Genomic DNA, 26,390 nt, shown 5'->3' on the forward strand with positions numbered 1-26,390 from the left:
ATGCGAAATCTTGAGGATGTAGCTATGGAAGCAAAAGCAGGAATTGTCATCATTGTTGGAAATCAAAAAGGTGGCGTCGTCAAATCTCAGTCAACCAATGAGCTGACATACAACCTGCAGGTCATGGGAATGCAGACCTGCATGATTGATTTCGATACCACATCCGGGCTGACGGAAAGGACATTTCCAGATGCGCTGCCGCTCTCTATCGATAAAGACCCGCTGGGTAACACCTTTACACCCGGCGAAGCAAATGCCTTCCAGTTATTCTTCCCTGATACAGAAGTTAATCCTCATGTGCTGCCAGATGGACGCCACATCATCGGTTCGACCAACGAATTGCATGAAATTAACTATCGTCCGCAGGACTGTATCTTCGATTTTAAAGAACGCATCAGTGAGCTGCGTAAGCACTACGACTACATTTTTATCGACTCGGCGCCAGAATATAACAACCTTCTGATTGCCTCTCATCTTGTTGCTGATTATCTGCTGATCCCAACTCTTCTGGAGAAATCATCACGTATTGGCGTCGGAAAGCAGCTGTCGTACATGCAACGTATTCGTAAAAATTACAACCCGGAACTTAAATACCTGGGAACCTATATCACCCAGGCGAATGTTCAGAACTACAATCAGCCTCTCCTTGATGGCTATCTGACCGCGGTAGAGACAGAAAACCTGCAGCGTCTTTTTGACATCCTGCAGGAGAAAAACTATGGACCGGAAACGGTGCTTGCTTATATCTCATGGGTAAAAAATCTTGCCAAAGAAGCTATTGAGCTTGGCATGACCATTAAAGAGTACTCCCCATCAAGTAAGCCTGCGCTGCAGTATCAGGAACTGAGTAAGAAGATTGTTCAACTGACACAGGGAGTTCACTGATGGCTGCGAGTAAGTTTCAGAAGAAATTAAACGCGCTCAAAACTTCCGGTCCGGCTGTAAGCGCCATGCCTGAAGTCGCCGCAAGTGTAGCAGCCCGTAATGCACCTGCTCCGGTTGGAACGCCAGAAGCATCAAGGATTCGGGCAGAAATTGCCCGCCCTGGTTTGGAGCCTGAGGGGCAGATCGTGCGCGTCAGAGCTGATGAAATTTATGAGGTCGAGCAGGTTCGTCCGGAAGATGATTTTGATGAGGAGGTCATTTCCGGCATGGTTGATTCGTTCAGTGAGTTCGGTAACCTGACGCCCCCCCGCTGTTTTCCTAAAGACCGTAAGGGCTACCGCGTATGGTTTGGCGCTACGCGTATCCGTTCAATGAAAAAGCGCGGTGATGAATTTATTGATATCTATGTTGGTCGGCCGCCGAAAGATGAAAAGCAGCGCATCATGGGGCAGCTTATCGAGAACCTGCAGCAATCGGGGCTCAAGCCTTTGGCGACCGCGCTGGCTTTTGAACAGCTGAAAACAGACTTCAATATGACAGGGGAGGAAATCGCCCGCTCACTCGGCAAGCCTACAGCTTTTGTCAGCAAACATATCCGTATTGGCTCGGCACCTGAAAAGATAAAGGCCCTGCTGAAAAATAAATCCATCTCTGATGTAGATCTTGCTTACACGTTGATTCAGATCGACAACATAGATTCAGGTGCGTCAGACCGGCTGATTGAAAAGCATAACGCTGGCAGCACCTTGACCCGGGCCCAGGTTAAAAAGGAACTGGATCGGTTGAAAGGGCGTGATGTCAGTAGAGCATCGACTAAGGTTTCGCATGCGAAATCTCAAAGCGGTGATGATGTTCTCCAGCCAGATAATGAAACTAAGATTTCGCATGCGAAAGCTCTCACTACTGAATCTGGTAATACTTCTCCGAGTGATAAAAAAAACCAGTATCAGGCCGCTGATGTACCGTGCTCTTTAATTCCAGTAGTGAAGTTCAACGGTACTGAAGTGACTGTCCTGCTTCATAAGATGCCCGATGAGTTTGGTTTTATATGGCTTAAAACCGCTGAAGGTGAGCTGTATGTGCCCGCCAGCGATGTAGAGCTCATAGGCCTGAGGTCTGAATAATGCCAGCATACTCCTCAACACCTTTTCAGCAGCTATCTGCCCAGTTTCCGCGGGAGCATCGTGCAAATATGGGCAAAAGACGAAGATCAAAGTGCAGCTGAAGCAGCCAGAACATTGACCGAACATGCGCGACATCTGAATATCATTTCGCGAGAACTTGCTGTACCTGGTGCTGCTCTGAGTGAGTGGAATAAACGCAAACAGCCTCCTTTGTGGGCAGCTTTGGCCGCGTTTGACCTGATGCTCAAACGAGGATGGCGCCCCGTAAGTAATGAGGAATGGGCCGGCTTTGCGTCCCTTATTTTAAAGCTGTCATCTGGTGTGAATCTGGACAGACTGTCAGAGAGTCTGCCTGCAGATATCGACCTGAAAATTGCTTCGGGCTGGGTAGCTGCAGCCATCGAGGAAGACCAGCATTATCGGGTACGTAAGAAAATGGCTGTGAAACCAGAATGACTTTCACTGAACTTGATAACGCTTTAGCTGATACCGGAAGACGCTCACTGGCTTCACGGCTTGTGTTTGCGCTTGCTGATGGGCTTGATAAAAATCTAAGTGGCCTGAATCTTGATGAGTTTGAGAATCAAAGTGGGTATATCCGTACAAACATTCGTTCAGTTGCCGCCGCTTTGAAGGAATCAGGCATCATTGAAATCCAATATTATGACGATAGAGACCCGGAAAACGAGGCTATTGTAATGGGCAGAGTTTCCCGCGGACGTTGGTCAAAACAGCATTACAGCCTGACTGACTCAGTGAAAACCCTGTTGAGACGACAAGTCTAATTTCGCATGCGAAATCTGCAATGGGTTTAACGCTGCTTCTGTAGCCAGTTTTACCGCAAGAGAATATCCGGCAGAGCATGCCGGATAAAGCGAACAACCCAAAATCTTTGCTTTCTCATTCTCACAAGACGCGAGCAATAGGGATGTCATCCCACCGTGTGGTCCAGGCCGGCGAAAGCATCTCCCGCTTCATCTTCCACTCTGTACTCACTCCCTGTCCTGCAAACCATACATTACCCAGCCCGGACTGATTGATACCGTCCAGCACCTTCATCAGCTGTGCACTATTGGCCCGTGGCTGCACATCATCAAAGAGATTCAGCTGACTGACGCCATTCGGGGTGAAGTCATCGAGCATAATGCCGGCTTTCATGTACCGGCGGTCTTCTAACCAGATACGATCAAGCGATCGTATAGCGGCCTCAATAATATCGCGTGTATCCTGAGTCGGCAGGCTGAGCTTCTCGCCGGCACTGTTACCATAGAAAATCTCATTCTCTGCGTGAGGTGATGTCCGGATGAAAACGCTGATGCGCCTGCAGAACTGACGTTCTCCTCTTAGCTTCTCTGCAGCGCGGGTCGCATACTGACAAATCGCCTGCTGCATGAGTATCTTAGAGGTAATGCGCTCTCCAAAAGACCTTGAACAACAAATCTGCTGCTTAGCAGGCGGCAGCTCCTCAAGTGGGATACAGGATTCACCGTTCAGCTCACGCACGGTCCGCTCAAGCACAACACTGAAATTTTTCCTGATAAGGGCAGGGTGCGCGTGCGCCAGCTGCAGAGCATTACTGATGCCTATCAGGTTAAGCCGTTTACCGATACGTCTGCCGACTCCCCAGACTTCCTCCACTGGCTGTTTTGATAGAAGCGTTTCAGTACGCCTGATATTGCCCTGAGTCAGCGCCAGTACGCCACGGAACTGTGGCCATTCCTTACTCGCCCATTGAGCACTTTTTGCTAGCGTCTTGGTTGGACCCATACCCACGCCTACTGTCAGGCCGGTCGTAGCCAGCACATGCTCGCGCAGGCGCCGACCAAAATGTTCAAAGTCTTCGCAGCCGTCGATACCGGTCAGGTCCAGAAACATCTCGTCGATGGAATACTGCTCCACGCGGGGTGTCATTTCTTCCAAAGCCGTCATAACCCGCTGGCTGAGACTGTGGTACAGCGCGTAATTTGAACTGAAGACATGCACCCGCTCTGCATAATCCTGCGCCTTAATCTGAAACCAGGGCGCGCCCATTTTTATACCGAGTTTTTTGGCCCCAGCACTGCGCGCGATGACGCAGCCGTCATTATTGCTGAGTACGATGACTGGCTTACCACGCAGATCGGGACGGAATAATGCCTCGCAGCTCGCGTAAAACGAGTTGACGTCGGCCAGTCCGAACATGTGCAAGGGTTACCTCCCGCGTGCACGCGTGCTGCTGAAGAACCAGGTAACGACGCCGAGCAGCTGCAGATCTTCCGGATAGATAACGGCATAAGCAGGATTCATGGGCAGCAGCGCAAGGCGCGGGCGAAGCTGCAGCCGCTTAACAGTGAATTCACCGTTAACCTCAGCTATAACGATATCACCGTGAGAGGCCTGTTCGGCGCGATCAACCACCATGACATCGCCATCACAAAGGCCAAGATCCTGCATACTGTTACCACTGGCACGGACGAAGAAGGTCGACGCCCTTCTGCGAATACAGAGCTCATTGAGATCGAGTTCTTTTTCAACGTAATCCTGGGCAGGGGAAGGGAAGCCTGCGGGGCAGTATTCCCCATATAAAGGGATTTTCACAGGCGGCGTGAAAAGGGCTGGCCACAAAACCGTCAGGCCCTCAGCATAGATTGCCGGTTTCATAGTCCCGTATTCCTGACGTGATAAGACGCGGTCAGAACCTGTTTAAATAAATAATGCATAGAAAATTCCCTCCCTTTGGTTACTGTTTATTTATACAGTATTATGGAGGCAAATTTATGTGACAAGCAAAGCGAAACAGCTATCATGCTTTAGCTAGGCATGTGCATGAAAATAATGGAATTTTATTTTTCGTCTACAGTGCTGATCATCTGGTTAATTAAATGCACCATGCTTTCACTGCTGATCTCCTGACTTTGTATTGATGGCAACACGTTAATTAGTGACAGCGTAACGGTTGCCAGTGCTATCGAACGTTTTACCGTATCCGCATTTTCATAATCTTTGTAAGTACGCAGGCTGACGCCAAGTTCAGCTGCTGCACGTTCCCTTTTCCAAAGCAGACTCTTGCGCCAGAGTTTAAGCTGCCAGCCTGTCATTAAATACCCCCCGTTAAGTGAAAAAGTATTATTCTCGAAAAGTGCAGAAACTGCACTTTTTTTAAATCAAAAATTCATTTCTATACTCACTTTTTGCCGCCGATTTTCTTTATCGGTTCTGCAAGTAATTAATTCGGGTCGCCTGACAGCTGTTATAGCCATTCAAATTCCGGAGTATCACGCTCCTTGCCGTCGGGCAGCGCCGTGCAATCCATTGACTGAAGAGCAAATCATGCCTAACTGGTGTGCAAACAGGCTGCATGTGACCGGCCTGGCGGAGAACGTGATTCAGGTGCGGGGAGAGGTGCGTCCTGCATATGCGCGGGCGGAAGGAGAGGGTATCCGCCTGACATCCGAAAAGCTATCTACACCACGAATGCCATCGAATCGCTGAACAGCGTGATCCGAGCCGCCATTAAAAAACTCAAGGTGTTCCCGACAGATGACTCAGTGCGAAAGGTAATTTATCTGGCAATCCAGTCGGCATCGAAAAAATGGAGTATGCCGATCCAGACCTGGCGGCTGGCGATGAGCCGCTTTATTATCGAGTTCGGTGACCGCCTGAGCGATCACCGTTGACGTGGTAGCAGTTACACAGAATTATTTACAAGATCTTAAATCTTATTTTCATACTCACTAACTATACCATTTTTTACTCCATAAATTACGTTTGAAGAAATTGATTCAAAATAAACATATCCAATTATTTGTATAGCATTGACTATTATGCAAAACATTGTGACTAAGAATAGAGATAAAGACGATGAGTTGTAATTTGTTAAGTAAACGAACTCCCCGTAATACAACGGGCCACACATTGCAAATGCTAGCGACAAAAAAACAAACCCTTTTATTACTTTTATCATGGATATAGAAGAGTTTATCTGCTCTTTTACTTTTTTATCACCCAAAAGATAAAGGTTTAAATCTTGTGACTTGGTTGTTTCCACTATGAATAAATTGAATATATGTGGGTATACCATCGATATATCCTTTGTTTTATTCAGATTCATAATCTCGATTCTTCGTGTAACGAATAGCGAGCCTAACCAAATAACCATGAATACAGGCATGGCATAACTCGCTATTGTCGCTATACCTATCAACGATACGCTAGACGCCATGTCACCTATTTTAAATGGGATAGTTAGTGTTGATTCTATGTTAACTATCTCTATTTTTGAATTGCTCTCATCCTTTATTTTTTTGTCTAACCAGTCTATTGCTTCATGATAATTGGAGATTTTATTCTTTTCAGGAAGCCCCGACTCTATTTCATTGCGCGCAACATACCCCGTACTTGATTTTATAATCTCTTTCTTTAATACATTGTACATGAAATCATTTAGTTCACTGGTTGATTTTACTTCATCAAGATCCAGCTTAGCTAAACTCTTATTTATTGAATCTTTCCTGATGGAGAAATACTCATTCTCTATCGTTGATTTACTCTTCCCTGCTTTGATCCCTACCTTTTCCATTCCTTCCTGCAAGCCTAGTATGTACGAAACGTTTTCATTGATAGCTGATATTTGTTTTTCAATTGATTCTATTTCGCTTTTATTCATCTCAATTTGATGCTTTATATCTTTGTATGAATTTATTAATGCGAACAGGTTTTGGCTGCTTAATGTGATTAATAAGGAGCAAGTAAGAAAACTAGAAACAACCACAATGATGCTCATGTATAATAATCGATCAAATCTTTTCCCCAGCTCGTACAGCCTATCCATTTTTTTCACTTTTAGATGTTGTTTTGGCTGATGATATCACGGGCCTTTCTTTTGCACTAAACAACCTATATCAGATAGCCGGACTGCGGTTCCTCGATGAGTGGACGGTGAGCGGCTCGCCGTCTGCGCCCGTCATCTGTGACCGCAGCGACTGCGGGTAGGAAGATTACCGGCCCTGATATTTTCACCCGATGCCGCCCCGACCGGCGGCATCTCTCAGGTTAACGATAAGATACCCTCTTAACTTGCAAGCGGAGAACAGGATTAAAAGGGCCATTTTCGAAGGACAGGCAAAGTGAAGGTCTGCTTTGAGCGAGGAGCGAACTGAACAGTACTAGGACTATCATCCTGAAACGGAAGTGCAGGCAAAAGAAAAATAACCTTAAACCTTATAGACAGCCTTTTCCTGAGCATTTAGCCTCAATTAAAATTGTTATATCTATCAGGCTGCTTCATTATGAAAAATGATATCAGAACCCTCGACCTTAACCTTCTTAAGGCTCTTGATGCGTTACTGGATGAAGGAAGCGTGACTCGGGCTGCTCAGCGCCTCTCTCTGACGCAGCCCGCCGTCAGTGGCATGCTTATTCGCTTGCGTGATTATTTTGGCGATCCACTTTTTGTTCGCACCAGTCACGGTATGGTCCCTACACTGCGGGCCAACGAACTTTCTATACCGGTAAAACAAATCCTCACCGATATCGCCATTCTGCTGAAGCCGACGCAATTTGACCCCATGACGGCGGAACTGACTTATACCCTCGCCGCAACGGACTATGCACTGAACGCCGTTGTCGTTCCGTTGATGGCTGCGCTGAAACAACGTGCACCGAATATCAAAATCGCCGTGCGGTCGGTGGATAATGAGCGAATGTATCAGCAGTTGTCCCAAGGCGAAGTTGATTTGGCTTTGATTACACCGCAAACAACTCCCGACGACCTGCACGGTAGAGCGCTCTATGAAGAAGATTATGTTTGCGTAGCACGAAGCCATCACCCTCTGGCAGCGAATTCGGAAATGACGCTCGAACAATTCTGCAAACAGGAACATATTCTGGTGTCTACAGAAGGTCACTTCACCGGTGTAACAGATGAAGCACTGGCTAAGCTTAGCCTGACACGACGAGTGGGTATGTCGGTTAATAGTTTTCTGGTGATACCTGACATATTGCGACTGACCAATATGATTGCCGTTGTGCCTCATCGCATGATCCTGACTAACAACGACCTGGTCATACTCCCTTTGCCCCTGAAAGTACCTGGCTTTACTAAGAGCATGGCCTGGCATGAACGCACCCATCGTGACCCCGGTCATCAGTGGGTTCGTGCTTTATGCGTAGAAGTCAGCCAATATTCCGAGTCTTGATATAAGTTAACTTATTAATATCATAATTAATTATAATTCGTCTTATAACTCCATTGCGCCAATAATGACTGTCATCACGTTGCCGCCGTAACGGCACATACAGTGCAATCAATTATCGTAACTGGAGAAATTTATGAACGCGATTAACTGGCCACAAGCTTTTGTTCCGGGTTTTACCGATAATTTTGTCTCTAATGAAATGATCATCTCTGGTCTGAGCGTCAAGGAGGTTTGGCCGTTCCTGATTCAGCCATTGCTATGGCCGGACTACTATAAAAACTCCGCCGATGTACGTTTTTATGACAATAAAGGACCGGAACTGGAAGAGGGAGTGCGCTTCTATTTCAGCACCTTTGGTTTTCCTGTTGAAGCTCAGGTCGTGGAGTTTATTCCGCCCGCAGAAAACCAACCTGCTCGCCTGGCATGGCACGGATGGTCCGGAGAGCAAAATACCGCTGAACGCCTCGATGTGCATCATGCCTGGTTATTGGAAGATCTTACCGATAATCGGGTTCGAATCCTGACTCAGGAAACCCAGAATGGGAACCCCGCGAAAGAGCTGGCAAATACGCGCCCAAACCCCATGCTGAATGGTCATCAGGAATGGCTGGATGGCCTGATTAAAGCGGCGAGATAATTAATTACTTCCCATGGTCAGATCATTGAGGTTGCACGTACTCGCCACCTCAATGACGTTAATATCAAGGCTTCTTATACTGGGGGCGATAGGTAAACTCTATTCTTTTTTGAATGCCTCCGCAAAAGTCAGCTTCTGGCACAAAGCGGACTTACACGTTGGCCCATGTCCGCTATGAGCGAGAAGCGGACACTCTTTCAGAAATCTTTTTCATACTCAATAGCCTCTTTAATCGTAGTGAGTGCCTCGCTCAGCTGTGTCATTGTGACTGAGCCAAGAGCGAGGCGAATAGCATGCGGCACGCTATCTGAGGTACTGAACGGTTCTGCTGTAGAAACGGAGATGCTTTGCTGCATCAACCGATAGACAAGTCTGTCAGACCTTACCTCCTGAGGTAGCAGTAACCAGATAAAGTAAGAGTTTTCATGGCTTACCCATTCACTATTCGTAAGTATTTTTCGGGCCAGCGCCTGACGCTGGCGGGCGTCGCGTCTTTTCAGCGACTCAAAGCGCTTTATAGTGCCATTTTTAATCCAGCCGCAGACAATCGAAACCATGAGAGAGGGGGTATTCCAGGTCGTTGCCCTGATGGCCCGCTCCAGGGCGATACGCATGCCAGCGGGGCATACTACGGCACCTACACGCAGGCCTGTGGCAATGCTCTTGGCAAAACCGGTTACGTAAACCGTTCTTTCGGGCGCATAAGTGGCAAGTGGCGGAGGGGGACGGCGGATAAGAAAAGCATAGGCCGCATCTTCTATGATGAGCAGATCGAACGTTCTGGCAATCAGGGCCAGCTCCCTGCGCTGGGCATTATTCATAACCCAGCCAAGCGGGTTATGCAGCGTCGGCATCGTATAAACCGCACGGAGGCGCCTGCGCTGGCAGATATGCCTGAGTGCAGTCAGATCCGGTCCTCTGGCACTGGCGGGTATCGCCACAAGTTCAAGGTGGTACAGGCTGGCCAAAGCTTTGAAGCCGGGATAGGTCAGCGCGTCAACAGCCACTACATCGCCGGGTTTCAGCAGCCCCATCACGGCAACGCTAAGACCGTGTTGCGCGCCATTGACGATTAAAACATCATCGGCTGAAGTATTCAGGCCGGTGCCATGAAGCCATGTCGCGATTGTCTCTCTGTCGCTTTGTCTGCCCGCATGAGGCTGGTATCGCATCAGGGAAGCCAGATCGCCTGATGTGGTCAGCTGTCGCATTGCGTCGCGTAATCGTTCTACCTGCTCCGGCAGGGAAGGATAGTTGAAGTTCAGATCGAGCACATCTGACGCCACTGCGTGCTGATCTAACCCCAGCCCCGCAGGCAGAGAAATCTCTCTGACGAAAGTCCCTCTTCCAGTTTCTCCGCTCACAAGACCCATGGCTTCCAGCTCAGCGTAAACGCGGGTAGCTGTTGCCAGAGACACATGTTTTTCAGTCGACAGCGCTCTATGAGTAGGCAGACGTGTGCCTGGCAGAAACGTGCCGGCTCGGATAGCGGATGCGAACTCATCCACGATGACTTTGTATCGCGCTTTCATAAATTGTATCTATGACAATTATTTGATTGTAATGAATGCTGGAACTTAGCATGGGAGATGTCAACTTTATTAAAAACGTTGTATGAACTGAAAGAGGTCTGGTGTGGCAAAACATATGGTAAGTAAAACCAATTCAGGTCTGAAGTCAGGCTGGTTAAGCGGGCTGGCGGGAGTGGTCATTTTCAGTGGTTCTTTGCCCGCAACCCGCATAGCAGTCCAGGAAATGGATCCCTTTTTCCTGACTTTTTTACGTGCTTCAGTTGCCGGTGTGCTAGCCATTATGCTGATTCTTTTTTTGAGACAAACACGCCCGCAGTGGAGCCAGCTGATTTCCCTGATTATCGTTGCCCTGGGCGTAGTAGTTGGTTTTCCTCTTCTAACAGCAATGGCGCTGCGACATGTTTCCTCGGCTCACTCCATTGTGATTCTAGGGCTTTTGCCCATGGCAACCGCTATTTTTGGCGTTGTCAGAGGAGGCGAAAGGCCCAGGCTGGCTTTCTGGATATTTTCTGGAACTGGCAGCCTGCTGGTGATGGGATTCGCCTTATTCCAGGGTGGGGCTATATCTGCAACCGGCGATCTGCTAATGCTTGCCTCGGTCGTTGTATGTGGCCTCGGCTATGCCGAAGGCGCGAAGCTTTCGCGTGAGCTGGGGGGATGGCAGGTTATCTGCTGGGCGCTGATCATTGCGCTGCCTGTGATGTTGGTTGCCACCATTGAGACGATACCGGAGGGCATTAGTGATATAAGCCTGCCGGTATGGCTTGCGCTGGGATATGTATCGCTGTTCAGTATGCTGATCGGTTTTATTTTCTGGTACAGGGGGCTGGCCGCTGGGGGCATCGCCGCTGTAGGGCAATTACAGTTGCTGCAGCCATTCTTCGGTCTCGGACTTTCGGCAACGCTGCTTTCTGAAACAGTTAGCCCGGTGATGATTATGATAACGCTTGGCGTGATCCTTTGTGTAATCGGCTCGCGCAGATTTGCACATTAAGCGACGGCCACTTCTCCTGTCTTTTGAGATTCCTTAAAATGTCCGCTTCTGGCACAAATCGGACTGTGCGTAGGTGATGTCCGCCATAGAGCGAAAAGCGGACCTGGTATTGGGACCGATTACGCATTGGTAACCTGACCCTCAGAGATTTAATTTTACTTGTTCTGGTAAAGATCCCAACGGTTGCCGTAGATGTCCTCAAACACAACGACCATCCCGTACTCCTCCTCTCGCGGCTCCTGGCAGAAGTGGACGCCCTTCGCCTTCATGGCGTTATAGTCGCGCCAGAAGTCGTCAGTCTGCAGGAACAGGAATACCCGCCCGCCGCACTGGTTGCCGATAAAGCCTTCCTGCCGCTCGTTTGAAGCACGGGCCAGGAGAAGATTACAGTCGCTTTCCGGATTCGGCGTCACAACAACCCAGCGCTTACCCGGTTGCGGCGTGTCTTCTACCAGCGTAAAGCCCAGCTTGTCGGTGTAGTACTCAATTGCGCGGTCATAGTCGTCGACCACGATGGCCACATAACCCATGCATCGTTTTTGCGTTCTCATTTCTGCTCCATCAGGTTTCAGACACAGCTGTCTTGAAACAATTTTCTAACACAATCGAACGCTACTAGCTGCATTGATGAGTCAAAATAAGAATGTCCGCTATGAGCGAAAAGCGGACTTAAAGTCACGCAGGAAACGCCAGTCATATTTATACTTAAACGCTCCAACTCATAGTGTTCGATAACGAGTCAAATGAGGTCCACTTACCACCATCACTTACTGTCCAGTATTGAAACGGTCTATACAAAATACAGTCATAGGGTAGTAAGTTTTTCCGTTTTACAGGCGGACCTTAACAATAGCTCCTCAGGATTGCATTAGTTTGGAAGACAGAAATTCAATAAAGCGTTGGGTTTTAGCCGGCGTAAGACGCGTTTCTGTCACGGCATAAATGCTGACGTCCGAGCCTTTCCACTCAGGAAGAACGCGCATGAGCCTGCCAGCAGCCAGATCATCTGCAACAATCTCCTCCGGAAGCATTGCAATTCCCTGATTTTTGATGGCGAGAGTGCGGATCATCCCAACACTGTTGAGCGTGAATCTGCCACGAACGCCCACCTCGACATCTACTTTGTTTATCCGTTGATGCAAATTCCAGGTCGATACCCTTGTCATACAGATGCATTCATGTGCAGCCAGATCCTCAGGTGTAGCAGGTCTACCTGATGCTTCGATATAGCCCGGGGATGCATAAAGGTGGCGTGAGTGCCGTCCTATAAGACGAGCGATCAGACCCGACTCTTTAAGTTTACCCATACGAATCGCGACATCGAAGGGTTCCGTCACAAGATCGACACGGCGTGGAGTTAGGTCGAACTCAAACGTGATCCCGGGATAGTGCACGGAAAAATCGACGATGATAGATGCAAGGTAAAGCGTGGCAAAATCGACAGGTAGCGAAACCCTTAAGATCCCACTCGGCTGCTCAAGCATCTCGCCGAGCCGCTCATGCATGAGCCGGGCCTCATCAACGATATGTTTGCTTTGCGCGTAGTAAAGCTGGCCCGCCTCTGTCAGCTCAATCTTACGCGTGGTGCGATGCAACAGCCTAAGACCAATTGCCTTTTCCAGCTCACTGATCCGGCGAGACAGGGTGGAGTTAGGAATGCCCAGAGTTTCCGCGGCCCTTCGGAAACTCCTGACCCTTGCGACCTCCACGAACAGAGCCATGTCGTTCAGATGATCCATCTTATTGCCCCATAAATGGAATACTGTTTTCAAATATAGGGGATTTATCCCGTAATCGGAATAGCGGATAGTGGACTGAGATTTCATGAATGGAGAACCTAAATGAATCCAGTATTCTCACCTGTCCAGGTTGGACGCTACACCCTGACCAACCGGCTTGTCATGGCGCCTATGACCCGCAGCCGGGCAGACTTCGACGGTACGCCCGGAGAGCTGTCCACCGAATATTATGCACAGCGCGCCAGCCTCGGCCTGATCGTCACCGAAGGCACTCAGCCTTCCGATGACGCCCAGGGCTACCTGATGACGCCGGGCATCTATACGCCCCAGCACGTCGCTGGTTGGAAGAAGGTCACATCAGCTGTCCACGACAAGGGCGGAAAAATCTTTATCCAGCTCATGCATGCCGGGCGCATGAACCACCCAGACAACACTCCGCACCATCGGCAGGGCGTGGCACCCTCTGCAATCGCGCCGGGTACGGGTATGTTTACCATGTCCGGGATGCAGGACATTCCCACACCGCGCGCTTTGACGGCCGAAGAGGTGCGCCGGACCGTCGCTGATTTCCGCAATGCGGCGCGCTCTGCGATTGAAGCCGGTGCCGATGGTGTCGAAATTCATGGGGCTAACGCTTATCTCGTCCAACAGTTCATCGCGCCAAGCGCCAACACGCGGACGGACGAGTATGGTGGCTCTATTGAGAATCGTGCACGCTTTGCCATCGAAGTGGCTTCAGCAATTGCCGGGGAAATCGGCGCAGACCGCACTGCGATCCGCCTGTCTCCCGGTACGGCGATATGGGGAATCGATGAGGGGGCCGAAGGGCCAGAGCTCTATCGTTACCTCGTTGCCGAACTCGACAAGCTCGGCCTTGCCTATCTCCACATCATGCACCAGGGCAACGAAGCACTCCTCACTGATATCCGTCAGCTCTGGCATCAGTCATTAACCGTCAACCGTCCAGGCCGTCCGCGTGAGCAGATTGGCACCGACGTAGCGACGGGACTGGCCGATCTGGAAGCCTACGGTCAGTTCGTGCTCGCAAATCCTGACTTCGTCGCGCGCGTTAAGACGAACGCAGGGATGAACGCCGCAGACTCCAAAACCTACTATGGCGGCACGGCAGAGGGCTATACCGATTATCCTGCCCTTGACCTCTGAACCCTACCCCGCTCATTAAAGGAAATCAGATAATGGTCCAATCACCGCAACTTTCGACTATTGCGAATACCATCACCCCGGCGAGAACGAAAATCGTGGTCGTCGGCGCAACAGGCTTCCTCGGGGCAAAGGTTCTGCACAACCTCGCGCTCGAGAAAGACGCGTCCGTCGTAGCCATGTCGCGAAAGGGCTCCCCCTCAGGTGGGGACGCCATCATAGAATGGGTTCGCGGCGATATGATGGATCCGGCTTCGCTGGATCGGGTATTGCAGGGCGTTGACGTCGTTGTCAGCACGGCAAACAGTTACATGAAGGGCAGCCTTGATACCGACTTTCAAGGGAATAAGAACCTGATTGAGGCCGCAGCGCGGGCAAAAGTGAGCAGATTTGTTTTTCTCAGTATCGTGAACTGCGAAGCTGCGTCCGCTGTACCTCATTTCCACGCCAAAAAAGTGGCTGAGGATCTGATCAAAAAGTCAGGCGTACCCTACGTATTTGTCCGCGCGCCTTCTTTTTTAGACCAGAGTACAGACTTTATCGCAAAGGCAGTGAAAGCCGGAAAGTTTCAGGGCATTGGCGACAAGGCAACACGATGGTCCTACGTACTGACGGATGACCTTGCATCCTATCTTGCTAAGGCGGCGACCTATAGCGGCACTGATATAGTCAATCAGACAATCGATGTTGGCTGGAGTGACGGTCCGAAGAATCAGCAGGAACTGGCCGATATCATCTCTAATGTCATCAACAAGCGCCTGAAGATCCAAATCATTCCTTGGTGGGTGGTTCGGGTGGCCGCTCGTCCGGTCAGGCTATTTTCAGAATTGGGTTACGATCTAATCCAGATGTTCCTGTTCTTCAGAACAGGGCTCTATGTCTCAGAGACATCCGGGCACGAGCGCTTTTTTGGACCTGCTCCGACAGCACACGAAGCGATCACTCGATGGGCACGTAATCAGCAGCTCATTACCTAAAACGCAGGGACACAAATCAAGCAATGTCGCGATAAAACTCCATTGTTTAATAAAACACTATATGTCAGCCGGACCGCACACTGCATCAGCGTCTGGCCATAAGGATACGGGAATGAATGACAATGTTAGTAAATCGCAACACAGTGGCCGTGCCTTAATGTTGCATACTTACGGCGGACCGGAAGCTCTCAGGGTTGAGCGAATTACCTCGCGTGAACCGGGCCCGGGCGAGGTACTGGTGTCCGTCAAGGCCGCTGGGGTAAACGGAATCGACTGGAAAATTCGCGAAGGCCACTTGAGTAATCGCTTCAAATTGTCCCTGCCTGCGACGCTTGGCATCGAAATGGCTGGCGTTGTGCTTCGTACTGGCCACGAAGTCACGAACGTCAAACCGGGAGATCGTGTTATGGCGGCACTTGGTGACCTGGGAGCCTACACAGACTTTCTGATTATTGACGCCGGGAAGCTCGTCCTGACGCCGGAAGGGCTGTCAGATGTCGAGGCGGCAGCTATTCCTGTAGCCGCAATGACGGCCTGGCATGTCACTCAGGCAGCAGATTTTAACCTGTCCGGACGTCGGGTTTTGATTCAGGGCGCGGCTGGCGGTGTGGGTGGCTTTGCGGTTCAGTTCGCGAAAATGGCCGGCGCAGCTGTTTACGCTACAGCATCGACCACGAGCCTTCAGCACGTACGAGCACTGGGTGCAGATGACGTTATTGATTATCGGCAGCAAACCCTTGAACATCTGACTTGCCAGATCGACCTAGTTATCGACTTGGTCGGCGGCGTGGTACTAGATCAGTGCTGGGACCTACTGACTCCTGGCGGACTTTTAGTAAGCATTGCTGCTCCGGACGTAACTTCTCGCGCCCCGCCAGGCCGCCGGAGTGTCTTTTTGTCGAACAAGCCGGACACCGCACGCCTGGCTTTAATTGCTAAGCATGTCGCCGCCGGAACAATACGGTCAACAATTGCAGAGGTGATTAGTCTCGGCGATTTGCCCTTAGCGATTGAGCGCAACCGTACCGGCCATCCACCGGGTAAGATCGTTGCGGACCTTACCCTCAAATGAGTAGAAAATGAGGATGCTTCACAACGGCTGGTCATTAAGAATGAATTAACAGGGAGGTATTGGCCTGCTCCCCGCAGATTAGTACATCCCGATGTTAGCAACGTCCGCTTTTGGCACAAAGCGGACAATGAACCCTAGGGGTCATCCAGCTGGTTTATTTGGGACAACGAGTTTTCCTCCCGCTGGCCATATAGTCTCTCACAGGATTAGAAAGCTGCCCGGAAAACTGACTGTCTACAGATCAAATAATTCAGATGTTAAGCGATCCACCTGCTGTCTGGGGGCTATAGACGGTACGGGAATGAAGCACTCCAAAAATAACATGAATGAGCTTTCTCATAACTGCTGCAACAACGACCATGCCAGGTTTTCCCGCGAGCCGGAGGCGTTGCCCGAATGCCCTTATATCTGGATTATGTTTCAGGGAAGTTAGTGCCGGCATATACAATGCACTCCGCAGGAAGGCATTTCCTGTCTTGGACAGCCGCGTTTTGCCACGCACCGAGCTTCCGGACTGATGCTGTCGTGGATTAAGCCCGAGAAAAGCAGCAACTTCTTTAGCCTTACTGAATTTTCTACCCGCCATGAATGACAAAATTACTGCGGATGTCACGCTTCCGATGCCCGGAATTGAACAAATAAGTGCATCCTGGTTTTGAAGCTCGACATCGTTGCTGATGTGCTTTCTTATTTCCTGGCGGATTATTTCGATTTCTTCTTTTAAATGTTCTGCAATACGTTTCAGTGAGTCCCGGATGCTTGCTTCGGCATTCTCACTGCGATTACGTTCCATTCGTAACATACCGTTCAGGGCATCTACCCGTCGAACCATAGCCCGAAGTTTTCGGACGGGTGCCGGTATGGGTTTCCACTGTGTGGGCTCAGTTGCTTTGCAGAACCGGGCAATCAGTTTTGAATCAGCTTTATCTGTTTTCGTCCGTGACAGTTCGGCTGCACCAAACCCCTTAATTCGGGTTGGATTTACCACACTTACTTTCATTTTCCTCTCGTACAGAAATGTAGCGAGAGCTGTACCGTAATCACCGGTAGCTTCCAGACAAGCATGTATTTCAGTGGCATCGGTTCCTTGAGTCCATTTGATCAGTTCTGAAAAACCTACTGGAGTATTAGCGAACGCTTTACATTTATAAGAGCCGTCACAGAGCAGCGCCGCATCAAACTTCTTACTGGCAATATCAATTCCGAGATAAACAGTCATGTCATATCCTCATGAGTTCAATACTGACCAACCTTGCAAATACAGGCTCACCATGTACGGGGCCTCAGATACCCTTCGGTCTGACATTGAAAAGGCAAAGCGGTAGTCATCTTATCATCAGGCTTTTCGCCGCAGGATGTCGCCGGCCTGCTTTGCCCTGAACATTGGCGTTAACGTACAGAATCAATTTATTCTGTGTGGCCGACAATACAAGGATGTCGCTTCGCTCCGTTCCTTTTGCCGCTTCCCGTCCTGCGGCCGGAAACCGGCAGGGATAAAGTGCCGTGCCCTCACGGTAGCCGGGCCGCTTCGCATTCAAGGGAAGCTTCGCCGTCCTGCTCACCCGTTCCCCGCCGTGCGCGGGACATTCAGTCCGCTCCGGCGGCGCGTGCGGCTTGCGCGTCCGCCCCTGCCTGCTCCGCTTTACGCCCGTCTTTGTGGTGGTCACGGCACCACAGGGGTGCCCCCCGACACTTAGGAGCATAACTATGTCCCGATTCATGCGTGGCGACAGTGTAGAGATCATGGCCGGCTTTCCGGATAACAGCATCGACTTTATTCTGACAGATCCCCCGTACCTCGTCGGCTTTAAGGACCGGTCCGGCCGTTCAATCGCTAACGACGTGAGTGACGAGTGGGTGTTGCCGGCCAGCCGTGAAATGTTCCGCGTGCTCAAAAACAACAGCCTGGCAGTGAGTTTCTACGGCTGGAACCGTGTGGACGTCTTCATGCAGGCATGGAAAGCGGCGGGCTTCCGCGTTGTCGGGCACCTTGTGTTCACCAAAACCTATGCATCGAAATCGGCATTTGTCGGGTATCAGCATGAAAGCGCCTACCTGCTGGCCAAAGGGCGCCCGCCACTGCCGGCAAAGCCTTTACCCGACGTGATGCCCTGGCAGTACACGGGCAACCGGCACCACCCGACCGAAAAGCCGGTGAGCGTATTACAGCCGCTTATCGAAACCTTCACGAAGCCCGGCGATCTCGTTTTAGACCCGTTTGCAGGCTCCGGCTCGACCTGTGTCGCTGCGGACCAGTGCGGCCGCCGCTGGATCGGTATCGAACTGCTTGAGCAGTACCACACGGCCGGCCTGCGCCGCCTGGGTGAGCTGCGTGCCGCCCGTGCCGCATAACGTATTTTCCGTAACCAGACCATAAGGACAGCACCATGACAGACCAGATACAAACGACCGAAAACACGCAGCTTACCGACGACATTAACGACCTGGAAGAATCGCTTTACGAGTTTCACCTGCGGTTACGGGACATGACAAAACGCCATCTTTTCCGCGGCGCGGCGCCGGCCCAGAAAATGGCCGGGATACTGATCGAACAGATTGATACAGAACTGGTGGCGCTGTACCGGCGCGCTGCCGAAATGCGCGGTCATCTGAAATAACGGAAAGGGCGGTCATTTTATGACCGCCTTCTGTTTATATGCAGATACTGCGGCCGCCGCGCTTTTGTCCACAGGGTTATAGCCAGGCTATGCACCCGGGTTGTGGACAGAATGAAATAAGGAAGTTGCTGCGCGCCGCTATATTCCGCCATACGGCGGGACAGGGCATAAAACCCGGTCCGTGCGGACTGCAGCCGGTGCCGTGACTTCACTTTAGCCCGGCCGCTGCGTGTTCAAGAGATCGCTTCGCTCGCCATCCTCGCCCGTTCGCACTCGCTCCGCCGTGCTTACTTCCGTCGCGCCACCGCTCAAATATTCGCGCCAGCGCCGTGCGTAATCCCGTCTCCCGCTCGCTTGCGCTGCGGCCTGCGGTGTCGCTCCTGAACACTCCGCTTTCCGCCGGGCTGTCATTCAGTCACGGCACAGGCCGGAACTTTAACCCCCTCTGACTGCGGAGATGTCTGATGAATACACAACCCTACGTTTTACAGCCAGCGTCTGTTCTGGCCGATTTTGTCAGCCTGCGTTTTCTGCCTTCCCTGTTTGGTCACGATTACGTGCAGGCCGAAAACAACGTGTACCTCTACGCCAGCCGCTACCTGGCGAACTATGACGGCACGGTCTGGGATTTCGTACCGCTGCCGGGCGGCGGCGGATATATGAAGCGAAGGTGAGGAACGATACATGTATTCCAATCCGTATCACTGGACGGAGCTGGAAATTAGCGCCGACGCTGCGGGGATCATCATCACGGCGCTGGTTCTTAACCATCGCAGCTGGCTGTACGACCGCCACGACGACGAAGAACTGAGTGCGCACTTCTGCCAGCGGCACCGCCAGCTGATGGAATGTGTGAAAACCCATCCCGAATCCGCCGCTATTTTCTGCGCCCTTAACTGATAACCAGCGGGGCGGCGAGACCGCCCCTGTTTAAAAGGAAAAAAACCATGTACGGAACCGTTAATGAACTCTGCGCCCGATTATTACAGCGTTACAAATCTGACGAGCTTATGACGCTGATTATCTGGACAAAAGAGGACGTGCTGGCTGTTCTCGACGACGAAAGCGTAACGGAAGAAACCGCCGCTGATATTGTGCAGCAAATCAGCGGGCTGGACGCGCAGCACGATTATGGCGTGAGCCTGGAAACCCTTCAGGCTGTGCTGGAGAACATCCGCGAGGAGGAAAAACAGGCCCGCGTGGCGACCGTGCCCGCCGCCGCGCTTGAGTCGGCGCTTAAAGTAGCGTGGGACTTTATGCGGCTTGAGGATGCGCAGAACGGTGAAGGCGCATCTGCCCGCCGCTTCCCGGCGGAAACGGCGGCACTCTTTCGGATTAGCGCGCTGCTGAGAGAGCAGAGCGGCGAATAAACACGAATCTGACAGCACGGAGCGGCAGGGCCGCCCCGGTAAGGAGAAAGCCATGTACGGAACCGTAAGCCAACTGTGTAACCGCCTGAAAGCGCAGTTTCAGGGCGAGCAGAAGATCACGCTGATTATCTGGCGTAAAGAAGATGTGATGAGGGTAATGGGGGGTGAGCACGTAACGTCGGAAACCGCCGCCGAAATCGTCTGCGACCTCGCCACGTGGGACAGGGATGCGCAGCATGAGGCTGGCGTGGGAGCCGAAACTATCCGCGTACTGGCTGATAATATCCGCTACGCCGCCGGACAGCGTAACCGGCTGGTGACCCTTTCAACCGGCGGTCTTGAAATACTGGTGCAGGCGGCGGGCAGAATGCCGGCGACAAGCGGTAGCGGGGACGTGGGCGCGGTTCAGAGAGTACTCAGGCGCATATACCTCTCTATTAACGAGTAAAGAAAGGAGAGCAGGGCAGGGATGCCCGGAGACGATTTTGCCGGACGAAAACTTAGCTACCTAGGACGGCAAATCTAAAAGCAAATCCTGCGTCTTTTATTCCAATCATGTAAAATAAAGATACTATTACATTTCATGTGATTAAAATGAAAATACTTAATAAAGATACTTACATATTAGCAGCCGTAACCGGATCGTTATATTTTCAGGCATTTATAGGGATACTTGCACAGGCTAATTTTTACCAAATACCTCTTGAGTTAATGACTTTAGATGTTATGAGGGTTGCATGGGCATCATTGTATTTTGTATCAGGCTTTATAGTGCTTGCTCTTTTTTCATGGTTCTACTATTTATTTAAAAGAAAAAGAAGTCGTAACCTTTTAAGGCTCCTTATGATAGGGATTTTTATATACTTCCCTGCTATTGCATACTATTTGGTTATGGGTTTTAACAAAACTTATGCAGTGGTTTTTTCGGTGTTAATTTTATGGGCTGAAATTACTTTTATTGTAAAAAAGAGAAAGCACTATTCTGATGTTTTTAATGGGAAATCATGGCATTATGATGAAGATAATGGCCGTGGAATTATCGATGTGATTATACATTACAGGGTTTTCTTCACTGTTTTAATTTTGATTGCTGTTTTTCCTGCTGCATTTGTTATGTCATACATTACTTATCATAATAAAATAGTTTATGAGGTTTTTTTCGATAAAGATTACTTCGCGATAGTGAATTATTCGGCAGATAATATTCTTGCAAAAAAAATAGAAAATCATCAGCTTAGTAATGGTTATTACATTTTTAAGACTGATGCTATGGAAGGTAAAGAAATTAAAAAAATAAATATCCAGTTAATTCCTGAAGAGGCCCCCTTCGGCTCCCCGGCTTCGCCGGCTCGTCTAGCCTCACTCCGCTAACCGGCAAAGCCGGTAAGCTCCGCCGAACCCGCGAGCGGTTTCGTGCCTGACGGCTAGAGTCTGATGGCTAAGATCAACCCCTGCAACCGGCTAGCGCCGGTGCTTTTACCGCCCCGGCAGAGGGGCCGCCGCGGCTCCAGGGAGGACCGCCGGGCGGTCCCTGACGGCTTTTACTGCCTTCCGGCCCGGTCTTTCGCGGAGGGCTTTTCGTAGCACCGTCATCCGCCCTGCCGTATAGGTTCGCTTCGCCGTTCCTCGCCCGTTCGCACTCGCCATAAACCCGGCTCGCTTGCGCTGCGGCCTCCGGTGACGCCCATACTCCGGTCGTCTGCCGTTGCTCCTTTGCCCTTCGCCGCGAAAGGCCAGACCGGAAAGATAAAACCCGCGTCAGAGAAGGTCTTTTTCGGGTCCGCAGCGCGTGCTGCACCCACTCAGCCGGATTTAAGGAGCTATGCCATGCAAAACACACTCGTAAACGTCACCCCTGATGCGACAACCGACCGCGCCCCAATCAACGCCGGGGAAGTCATTTCAGATACCTTTTTTGCACCCGTTGAAACTGACGTTATTGACGGCCTGTTAGGCCGCTATGGCTTGATGTACGTAAAATTAAAAAATATTTCGGCCACTGTACGCGAAGGTGAGAATGCCGATGCGGTTGAGTATTTCATGCGTGGCAATGTGCGTAATTCCCGACTGCACATGCCGCCTGTGCGCGTGGTGTTTGACTTGCCTGGTGCGATAGCTTCCCTTAACGCTGATTTCTGGCAACAGGCGCTAAACCTGACTGACGTTTACGAGTATATGCCCAACGATCGCCGCAACGAGTGGAACAATCAGATCCATGAGATGAAAGCACCGGATTTTGAGGAAAATGCCGTGCGCGCAACGCTTTCCGAGCTGCTTTTCTCACGTCAGAAATTTTTCTCCGAGCGCGTTGACGGTATTTTCCGCAGCCTGTCACGCAGCCACGTGACCAACCGCCCGGAAGGCTTCAGCAAACGCATGATTATCGAATGCATGTTCGATCAGTGGGGAATGTGCAATTACGAGCGCACCGGCTACGTAGATGACCTGCGCAAAGTCATTGCGAAGTTCATGGGCCGTGATGCTACCGGCCTGAACACGACTAATAAAATTCTGAACATCGCGCGCGCCCGTTCGGGTGAGTGGGTTGCTATCGACGGCGGAGCACTGCGCGTAAAAGCCTTTATGAAAGGCACTATTCACCTTGAAATACATCCGGACATGGCCTGGCGCCTTAATGACATTCTGGCCTTCTTGCATCCGGCGGCTATCCCTGCGGAGCACCGTCAGAAGCCGCGCACAAAGGTAAAAAGTTTTGATCTGCATTCGAATCTGCTGCCTTTTTCTGTCCTGAGCGTACTCAGTGAGCTGGAAACAGAACGCACCGAACCCTTAAAGCGCAACCGCTGGGAAGAACCGCGCCCGCCTGTCACTACGAACCCCTTTAACCGCCGTTTAAAAGGTTATTCGGATGAGAACAAGGCCGCACGCGCAGAAGCAGAAAAAGTGCTTATGAGCCTGGGCGGAGTAAAAATGAATATCAATGCTTCTACCTGGTTCGAGTTTGATTACGACCCGACAACGGCGCTTGAAGATGTCCAGCTTTCCGGCGCGCTGCCGGACCAGAAAACACACCAGTTTTACCCGACCACGGGCGAACTCGCCGCGCAGCTGCTTAACGAGGCGGATATCCGCGAGGGGGAAACCTGCCTGGAACCGAGCGCGGGTATGGGCGGACTTGCCGACCTGATGCCGAAAATGCAGACCGCCTGCGTAGAGATTTCGCCGCTGCACTGCCGCGTACTGGAGGCAAAAGGACACAACGTGATCGAAGCCGATTTCCTGCAATGGTCTCAGATGACCCCGCAACGTTTTGACGTAGTAGTGATGAATCCGCCATATAGCGAAGGCAGGGCAGTAGCGCACCTTAACGCAGCGGCGGCACTGGTCAAGGACGGCGGGCGCCTGGCGGCCATTCTGCCCGCAGGCAGTGACCGCAAAGACCTGCTGCCAGGCTGGGACTGCAACTGGTCTGCGCCGATTGAGGGCATGTTTGCGGGAACCGGGGTTCGTGTGGTTCGCCTGATGGCGTACAAGCCGGAATAACCATCCAGCCCGGCTGGCAGGGTGGACCCCTGCCGGATACCTCTCCGGCCCGATAACCGGGCCGGAGCCACGAACCGCGAAACAGAGCAAAATATAATGATCCGAGATGAACAATTTACCCTGAATGCGTTGCGGACGTTTTCAGGCTGCGATCTTGAAGAACTGAGCGAACACGGAGAAGCCGCGCGCCTTCGCATGTGCGGCCTGGTACACAGCGCGCTGAAGCTGCCAGACAACTGGCGCATGGATTGCGAGATGCGCGGCGAATGGGGCGGAGCCTATCCCATCCATCTGCGACTGACGCAGCCTGAAATGGAAGAGATCGCCGTTGAGCTGGTCAGCCCGTCAGCTTGCTGGCCCGCATGGTGTGCGGTAGTGGCAGACAGTCGCACCCGCAGCCGTCTGCGCCTGTACGTCAGCGACCAGCTTGATCCGATGGCACTACAGGAAAAACTGTCAGTAATTGCTGAGTACACGCGGGCAGGCTTTACCGGCGCTGGTGAGCTTGTTGCCGCGATGAAGATGGGAGGACACGCCGCATGATCCCATCCTCTCTGGCCCTGGTGCCGCTGTTACCAGAACGACAGGCCGCACTTAAGGCAATCGCAATCGTTGAGCACGCACAGCAGCGGGGGACACGACTTGCCCGCCATCCCTACGCGGCCGCGTTTATGAAGCAGCTGAGCGGCGTGAGCCGCATCAGCGTTCAGGGGCTGAACCGTATCAGAGGAATTTATCTGCGGTCGCGTGAGAAGCGTGCGCCGCTGCCGGAATGGGAAAGCGCCCTGGATACGTTTCTCAGAACGGCAGGTGATGTATGTCCGCTGCCACTGCCGGGAGAACTTGCGACGATATTGTTTCCTGAAGCCGCTTTCCGCCGCTCAGAACGTGCTGAACATGCAGCACAAAAAAGTGTGAGCCGTATAGTGCGGCGTGAAAGGCAGGCGGAGGACTACCGGGCGCGCCAGCTGGAAAATCGCATCTGCCAGGCAGAAATAGAGTTGGCTTTCCGCACGCCTGATACGCTGCGCGGCTGGTTTACCGCCTGGTGTAACTTCGTGCCAGAACACGATCTGAAAAATATGATCAGGGTCTGGTCGCGCCGGTTTCCATCACTTGTCGGACTTGAAACTCTTCAGTTGTACTCTCCGGATGCAGCATGTGACGTAGCCTGGGAGATACAACAGCGTGTGCCGCATATCGGCACCATGCAGCACGAATTAAATCGATGGCTGATACCAAACAAATTACAACGACCAAGTGCGAAAAATGAAGATAAAACTGTTTCCTCATGCGAAACGCATGCTATAATGTTTCTCAAGACGAAACACGGAGCACTATCGTGATAAAGAGCTGGAAGCATAAGGGTTTACAGAAACTTTTTGAGAAAGGTGATGTGAGCGGTGTACAGTCGAAAGATGCTGAACGCATCAGGCTTCGCCTGCTGGTGATTGATGAAGCGGTATCGACGGATGAATTTAAAAACTATCCGGGCTTTCACTTCCATCCTCTGAAAGGGGATCGAAAGAATCTTTATTCAATTACGGTAAGAGCTAACTGGCGCATTACGTTCGAATTTAAAGACGGTGATGCTTACATTCTCAACCTGGAGGACTATCACTGATGGCCATGTTTAATCCGCCGCATCCCGGCGGCCTGATCACCGAGTACATAGAAGATAATAACATTGGTCTGCGCGTGCTGGCGAAAGAGCTGGGCGTATCAGCTTCGGCGCTTAGCAAGGTCGCCAGCGGTAAGGCATCGGTCAGCCCGGAAATGGCGGTGAGACTGGAGGCGGGGCTAGGTATTGCGGCGCGCCTCTGGTTATCCATGCAGGCTGCCTGCGATCTGCACAAAGCCCGTGAAAATACGGACGTTTCCGGCGTGCATCTGCATCCGGGCGTGCTGGCCGCTTACGCAGAAGAACGGCCGGGCAAGTAAACACCGCAACGCAACTCATAGACCGCGCCTTATGGCGCGGTTTTTCTATGCATTGTATGCCGGCATCGGAACGGCAACACCGCCGCCCTGCGGGCAGGGAATAGGCGGTGCTGCCGCACCGGCCGTTCCCGTCAGGCTGCTTATATCCCTCGTACGTCTCCCCCAATCTGTACCGCTAATTCTGAGATCAACTATTTCTTTCCGTCGTCAATAAAGTCGCATTAACAGCAACAGCAACAGCAACAGCAACAGCAACAACGTGGGCCCCCTTCGGCTCCCCGGCAAGCCGGGTCGTCGAGCCCTATGTCGCTAACCGGCAAGCCGGCAAGCGCCACCGAACCCCTGCGGGTTTCGGCCGCAAGCGGTTTCGGGCTGATGTCCAGAGTCAAAAGCCGCTGCCGGCTGCGCCGACGCTTTCACCGTCCCGGCAAACCCTGCCGGGACTTTAAGGCCAGCCCGCGGGGCGGTCTGAAACTTCCCTTCTGACGCTTCCCTGCCTTCCGGCCAGCCCTTGCGCGGAGGGCTGGTCGTAGCACCGCCGGTTCAGGCAAAAAGGGGTGAAGTACACGCCGACAAAAACTTTTTGCGAAAGGCCTCAAAAACTTTTTGCCGTCGCCCCTTTATGCCTTCACTTCGTCGTTGCTCCTTTGCCCTTGCCGC

At 51.5% G+C, this 26,390-nt stretch carries 28 protein-coding genes and 3 pseudogenes; 23 read left to right on the forward strand and 8 right to left on the reverse strand.

What is annotated here, in order from left to right; all coding sequences use genetic code 11:
- Genes AC6I8J_RS21950 through AC6I8J_RS21965 form a run of 4 tightly spaced genes read left to right on the forward strand, consistent with a single transcriptional unit; the run spans position 1 to position 2,794 of the window.
- The gene (locus tag AC6I8J_RS21950) at positions 1-885 is read left to right on the forward strand and encodes a ParA family protein (protein WP_497825886.1); all 885 of its coding nucleotides are present in this window, start codon (positions 1-3) and stop codon (positions 883-885) included.
- Positions 885-2,009 carry a ParB/RepB/Spo0J family partition protein gene (locus tag AC6I8J_RS21955; protein ID WP_497825887.1) on the forward strand — a complete coding sequence of 375 codons (1,125 nt, stop codon included), beginning with the start codon at positions 885-887 and terminating at the stop codon, positions 2,007-2,009. Before AC6I8J_RS21950 ends, AC6I8J_RS21955 begins: the two co-directional genes overlap by 1 nt.
- A gap of 60 nt (positions 2,010-2,069) precedes the next feature.
- Complete coding sequence (locus AC6I8J_RS21960) at positions 2,070-2,465, forward strand: hypothetical protein (protein ID WP_497825888.1); 396 nt, start codon at positions 2,070-2,072, stop codon at positions 2,463-2,465.
- The gene (locus tag AC6I8J_RS21965) at positions 2,462-2,794 is read left to right on the forward strand and encodes a hypothetical protein (RefSeq protein WP_497825889.1); all 333 of its coding nucleotides are present in this window, start codon (positions 2,462-2,464) and stop codon (positions 2,792-2,794) included. The genes AC6I8J_RS21960 and AC6I8J_RS21965 overlap by 4 nt, the downstream gene beginning before the upstream one ends.
- Before the next feature lie 121 nt (positions 2,795-2,915).
- On the opposite strand, the gene umuC is transcribed toward AC6I8J_RS21965, so the two are convergent.
- The 3 genes from umuC to AC6I8J_RS21980 form a co-directional block, all read right to left on the reverse strand.
- A complete protein-coding gene (gene umuC, locus AC6I8J_RS21970; protein WP_497825890.1) occupies positions 2,916-4,190 on the reverse strand; it encodes a translesion error-prone DNA polymerase V subunit UmuC in 1,275 nt (424 codons plus the stop codon).
- A 9-nt stretch (positions 4,191-4,199) separates the two neighbouring features.
- On the reverse strand, positions 4,200-4,649 hold the full coding sequence (gene umuD, locus AC6I8J_RS21975; RefSeq protein ID WP_128085881.1) for a translesion error-prone DNA polymerase V autoproteolytic subunit: 450 nt from the start codon (positions 4,647-4,649) through the stop codon (positions 4,200-4,202).
- Between the two features lie 182 nt (positions 4,650-4,831).
- On the reverse strand, positions 4,832-5,086 hold the full coding sequence (locus AC6I8J_RS21980) for a helix-turn-helix domain-containing protein (protein ID WP_497825891.1): 255 nt from the start codon (positions 5,084-5,086) through the stop codon (positions 4,832-4,834).
- Between the two features lie 232 nt (positions 5,087-5,318).
- Between AC6I8J_RS21980 and AC6I8J_RS21985 the strand changes: the two are divergent.
- Together AC6I8J_RS21985 and AC6I8J_RS21990 are read left to right on the forward strand one after the other, a co-directional pair.
- Positions 5,319-5,435 (forward strand): annotated as a pseudogene (locus AC6I8J_RS21985) (DUF1281 domain-containing protein); the annotation flags it as partial.
- Positions 5,426-5,665, forward strand: a pseudogene (locus tag AC6I8J_RS21990) (transposase); the annotation flags it as partial. The pseudogenes AC6I8J_RS21985 and AC6I8J_RS21990, both read left to right, overlap by 10 nt.
- Before the next feature lie 35 nt (positions 5,666-5,700).
- Here the strand turns inward: AC6I8J_RS21990 and AC6I8J_RS21995 are convergent.
- Positions 5,701-6,654, reverse strand: a complete 954-nt coding sequence (locus AC6I8J_RS21995) for a hypothetical protein (protein WP_497825892.1) — start codon at positions 6,652-6,654, stop codon at positions 5,701-5,703.
- A gap of 622 nt (positions 6,655-7,276) precedes the next feature.
- On the opposite strand from AC6I8J_RS21995, the gene AC6I8J_RS22000 reads away from it, so the two are divergent.
- On the forward strand, positions 7,277-8,185 hold the full coding sequence (locus AC6I8J_RS22000; protein ID WP_497825893.1) for a LysR family transcriptional regulator: 909 nt from the start codon (positions 7,277-7,279) through the stop codon (positions 8,183-8,185).
- A gap of 133 nt (positions 8,186-8,318) precedes the next feature.
- Positions 8,319-8,822, forward strand: coding sequence for an SRPBCC family protein (locus AC6I8J_RS22005; protein WP_497825894.1), 504 nt, complete (start codon positions 8,319-8,321; stop codon positions 8,820-8,822).
- Positions 8,823-9,019: 197 nt separating this feature from the next.
- Here the strand turns inward: AC6I8J_RS22005 and AC6I8J_RS22010 are convergent, their stop codons facing one another.
- Complete coding sequence (locus AC6I8J_RS22010) at positions 9,020-10,354, reverse strand: aminotransferase-like domain-containing protein (protein ID WP_497825895.1); 1,335 nt, start codon at positions 10,352-10,354, stop codon at positions 9,020-9,022.
- Between the two features lie 115 nt (positions 10,355-10,469).
- Between AC6I8J_RS22010 and AC6I8J_RS22015 the strand changes: the two genes are divergently transcribed.
- Positions 10,470-11,348 carry a DMT family transporter gene (locus tag AC6I8J_RS22015; RefSeq protein WP_497825968.1) on the forward strand — a complete coding sequence of 293 codons (879 nt, stop codon included), beginning with the start codon at positions 10,470-10,472 and terminating at the stop codon, positions 11,346-11,348.
- Positions 11,349-11,503: 155 nt separating this feature from the next.
- Here the strand turns inward: AC6I8J_RS22015 and AC6I8J_RS22020 are convergent, their stop codons facing one another.
- Positions 11,504-11,899: a VOC family protein gene (locus tag AC6I8J_RS22020; RefSeq protein ID WP_497825896.1), complete on the reverse strand. Its 396-nt coding sequence runs from the start codon at positions 11,897-11,899 to the stop codon at positions 11,504-11,506.
- A gap of 306 nt (positions 11,900-12,205) precedes the next feature.
- On the reverse strand, positions 12,206-13,087 hold the full coding sequence (locus tag AC6I8J_RS22025) for a LysR family transcriptional regulator (RefSeq protein ID WP_425031134.1): 882 nt from the start codon (positions 13,085-13,087) through the stop codon (positions 12,206-12,208).
- Positions 13,088-13,189: 102 nt separating this feature from the next.
- Here AC6I8J_RS22025 and AC6I8J_RS22030 point away from each other — a divergent pair, with 102 nt between their 5' ends.
- From AC6I8J_RS22030 to AC6I8J_RS22040, 3 genes are all read left to right on the forward strand, one after another.
- The gene (locus AC6I8J_RS22030; protein WP_425031133.1) at positions 13,190-14,251 is read left to right on the forward strand and encodes an alkene reductase; all 1,062 of its coding nucleotides are present in this window, start codon (positions 13,190-13,192) and stop codon (positions 14,249-14,251) included.
- 32 nt (positions 14,252-14,283) lie between these two features.
- The gene (locus AC6I8J_RS22035; RefSeq protein WP_425031132.1) at positions 14,284-15,225 is read left to right on the forward strand and encodes an SDR family oxidoreductase; all 942 of its coding nucleotides are present in this window, start codon (positions 14,284-14,286) and stop codon (positions 15,223-15,225) included.
- A 112-nt stretch (positions 15,226-15,337) separates the two neighbouring features.
- The gene (locus tag AC6I8J_RS22040) at positions 15,338-16,297 is read left to right on the forward strand and encodes an NADP-dependent oxidoreductase (protein WP_425031131.1); all 960 of its coding nucleotides are present in this window, start codon (positions 15,338-15,340) and stop codon (positions 16,295-16,297) included.
- 250 nt (positions 16,298-16,547) lie between these two features.
- Here AC6I8J_RS22040 and AC6I8J_RS22045 read toward each other — a convergent pair whose 3' ends face one another.
- Positions 16,548-17,516 (reverse strand): IS110 family RNA-guided transposase, encoded by a 969-nt coding sequence (locus tag AC6I8J_RS22045; protein WP_497825897.1) that lies wholly within the window; start codon positions 17,514-17,516, stop codon positions 16,548-16,550.
- Between the two features lie 488 nt (positions 17,517-18,004).
- Here AC6I8J_RS22045 and AC6I8J_RS22050 point away from each other — a divergent pair, with 488 nt between their 5' ends.
- The 11 genes and pseudogenes from AC6I8J_RS22050 to AC6I8J_RS22100 all read left to right on the forward strand — a co-directional run bounded on the left by AC6I8J_RS22050 (position 18,005) and on the right by AC6I8J_RS22100 (position 25,730).
- Positions 18,005-18,649 (forward strand): DNA methyltransferase, encoded by a 645-nt coding sequence (locus AC6I8J_RS22050; protein WP_497825898.1) that lies wholly within the window; start codon positions 18,005-18,007, stop codon positions 18,647-18,649.
- A gap of 35 nt (positions 18,650-18,684) precedes the next feature.
- On the forward strand, positions 18,685-18,915 hold the full coding sequence (locus tag AC6I8J_RS22055; protein WP_497825899.1) for a YubE family protein: 231 nt from the start codon (positions 18,685-18,687) through the stop codon (positions 18,913-18,915).
- A 464-nt stretch (positions 18,916-19,379) separates the two neighbouring features.
- Positions 19,380-19,815 (forward strand): annotated as a pseudogene (locus AC6I8J_RS22060) (antirestriction protein).
- A 47-nt stretch (positions 19,816-19,862) separates the two neighbouring features.
- Complete coding sequence (locus AC6I8J_RS22065) at positions 19,863-20,285, forward strand: DUF1380 family protein (RefSeq protein WP_497825900.1); 423 nt, start codon at positions 19,863-19,865, stop codon at positions 20,283-20,285.
- Positions 20,286-20,337: 52 nt separating this feature from the next.
- The gene (locus AC6I8J_RS22070; RefSeq protein ID WP_497825901.1) at positions 20,338-20,733 is read left to right on the forward strand and encodes a DUF1380 family protein; all 396 of its coding nucleotides are present in this window, start codon (positions 20,338-20,340) and stop codon (positions 20,731-20,733) included.
- A 146-nt stretch (positions 20,734-20,879) separates the two neighbouring features.
- The gene (locus AC6I8J_RS22075; RefSeq protein ID WP_497825902.1) at positions 20,880-21,656 is read left to right on the forward strand and encodes a hypothetical protein; all 777 of its coding nucleotides are present in this window, start codon (positions 20,880-20,882) and stop codon (positions 21,654-21,656) included.
- Positions 21,657-22,112: 456 nt separating this feature from the next.
- Positions 22,113-23,789 carry a DUF4942 domain-containing protein gene (locus AC6I8J_RS22080; protein WP_497825903.1) on the forward strand — a complete coding sequence of 559 codons (1,677 nt, stop codon included), beginning with the start codon at positions 22,113-22,115 and terminating at the stop codon, positions 23,787-23,789.
- Between the two features lie 96 nt (positions 23,790-23,885).
- Positions 23,886-24,332, forward strand: a complete 447-nt coding sequence (locus AC6I8J_RS22085; RefSeq protein WP_497825904.1) for a conjugation system SOS inhibitor PsiB family protein — start codon at positions 23,886-23,888, stop codon at positions 24,330-24,332.
- Positions 24,329-25,135: a plasmid SOS inhibition protein A gene (locus AC6I8J_RS22090; protein WP_497825905.1), complete on the forward strand. Its 807-nt coding sequence runs from the start codon at positions 24,329-24,331 to the stop codon at positions 25,133-25,135. The genes AC6I8J_RS22085 and AC6I8J_RS22090 overlap by 4 nt, the downstream gene beginning before the upstream one ends.
- Positions 25,132-25,413, forward strand: coding sequence for a type II toxin-antitoxin system RelE/ParE family toxin (locus tag AC6I8J_RS22095; protein WP_094106190.1), 282 nt, complete (start codon positions 25,132-25,134; stop codon positions 25,411-25,413). The genes AC6I8J_RS22090 and AC6I8J_RS22095 overlap by 4 nt, the downstream gene beginning before the upstream one ends.
- On the forward strand, positions 25,413-25,730 hold the full coding sequence (locus AC6I8J_RS22100) for a HigA family addiction module antitoxin (protein ID WP_497825906.1): 318 nt from the start codon (positions 25,413-25,415) through the stop codon (positions 25,728-25,730). Before AC6I8J_RS22095 ends, AC6I8J_RS22100 begins: the two co-directional genes overlap by 1 nt.
- The last annotated feature ends 660 nt before the right edge of the window (positions 25,731-26,390 follow it).

It is taken from the genome of Pantoea sp. X-Soil-ISGK-355 (assembly GCF_059730805.1).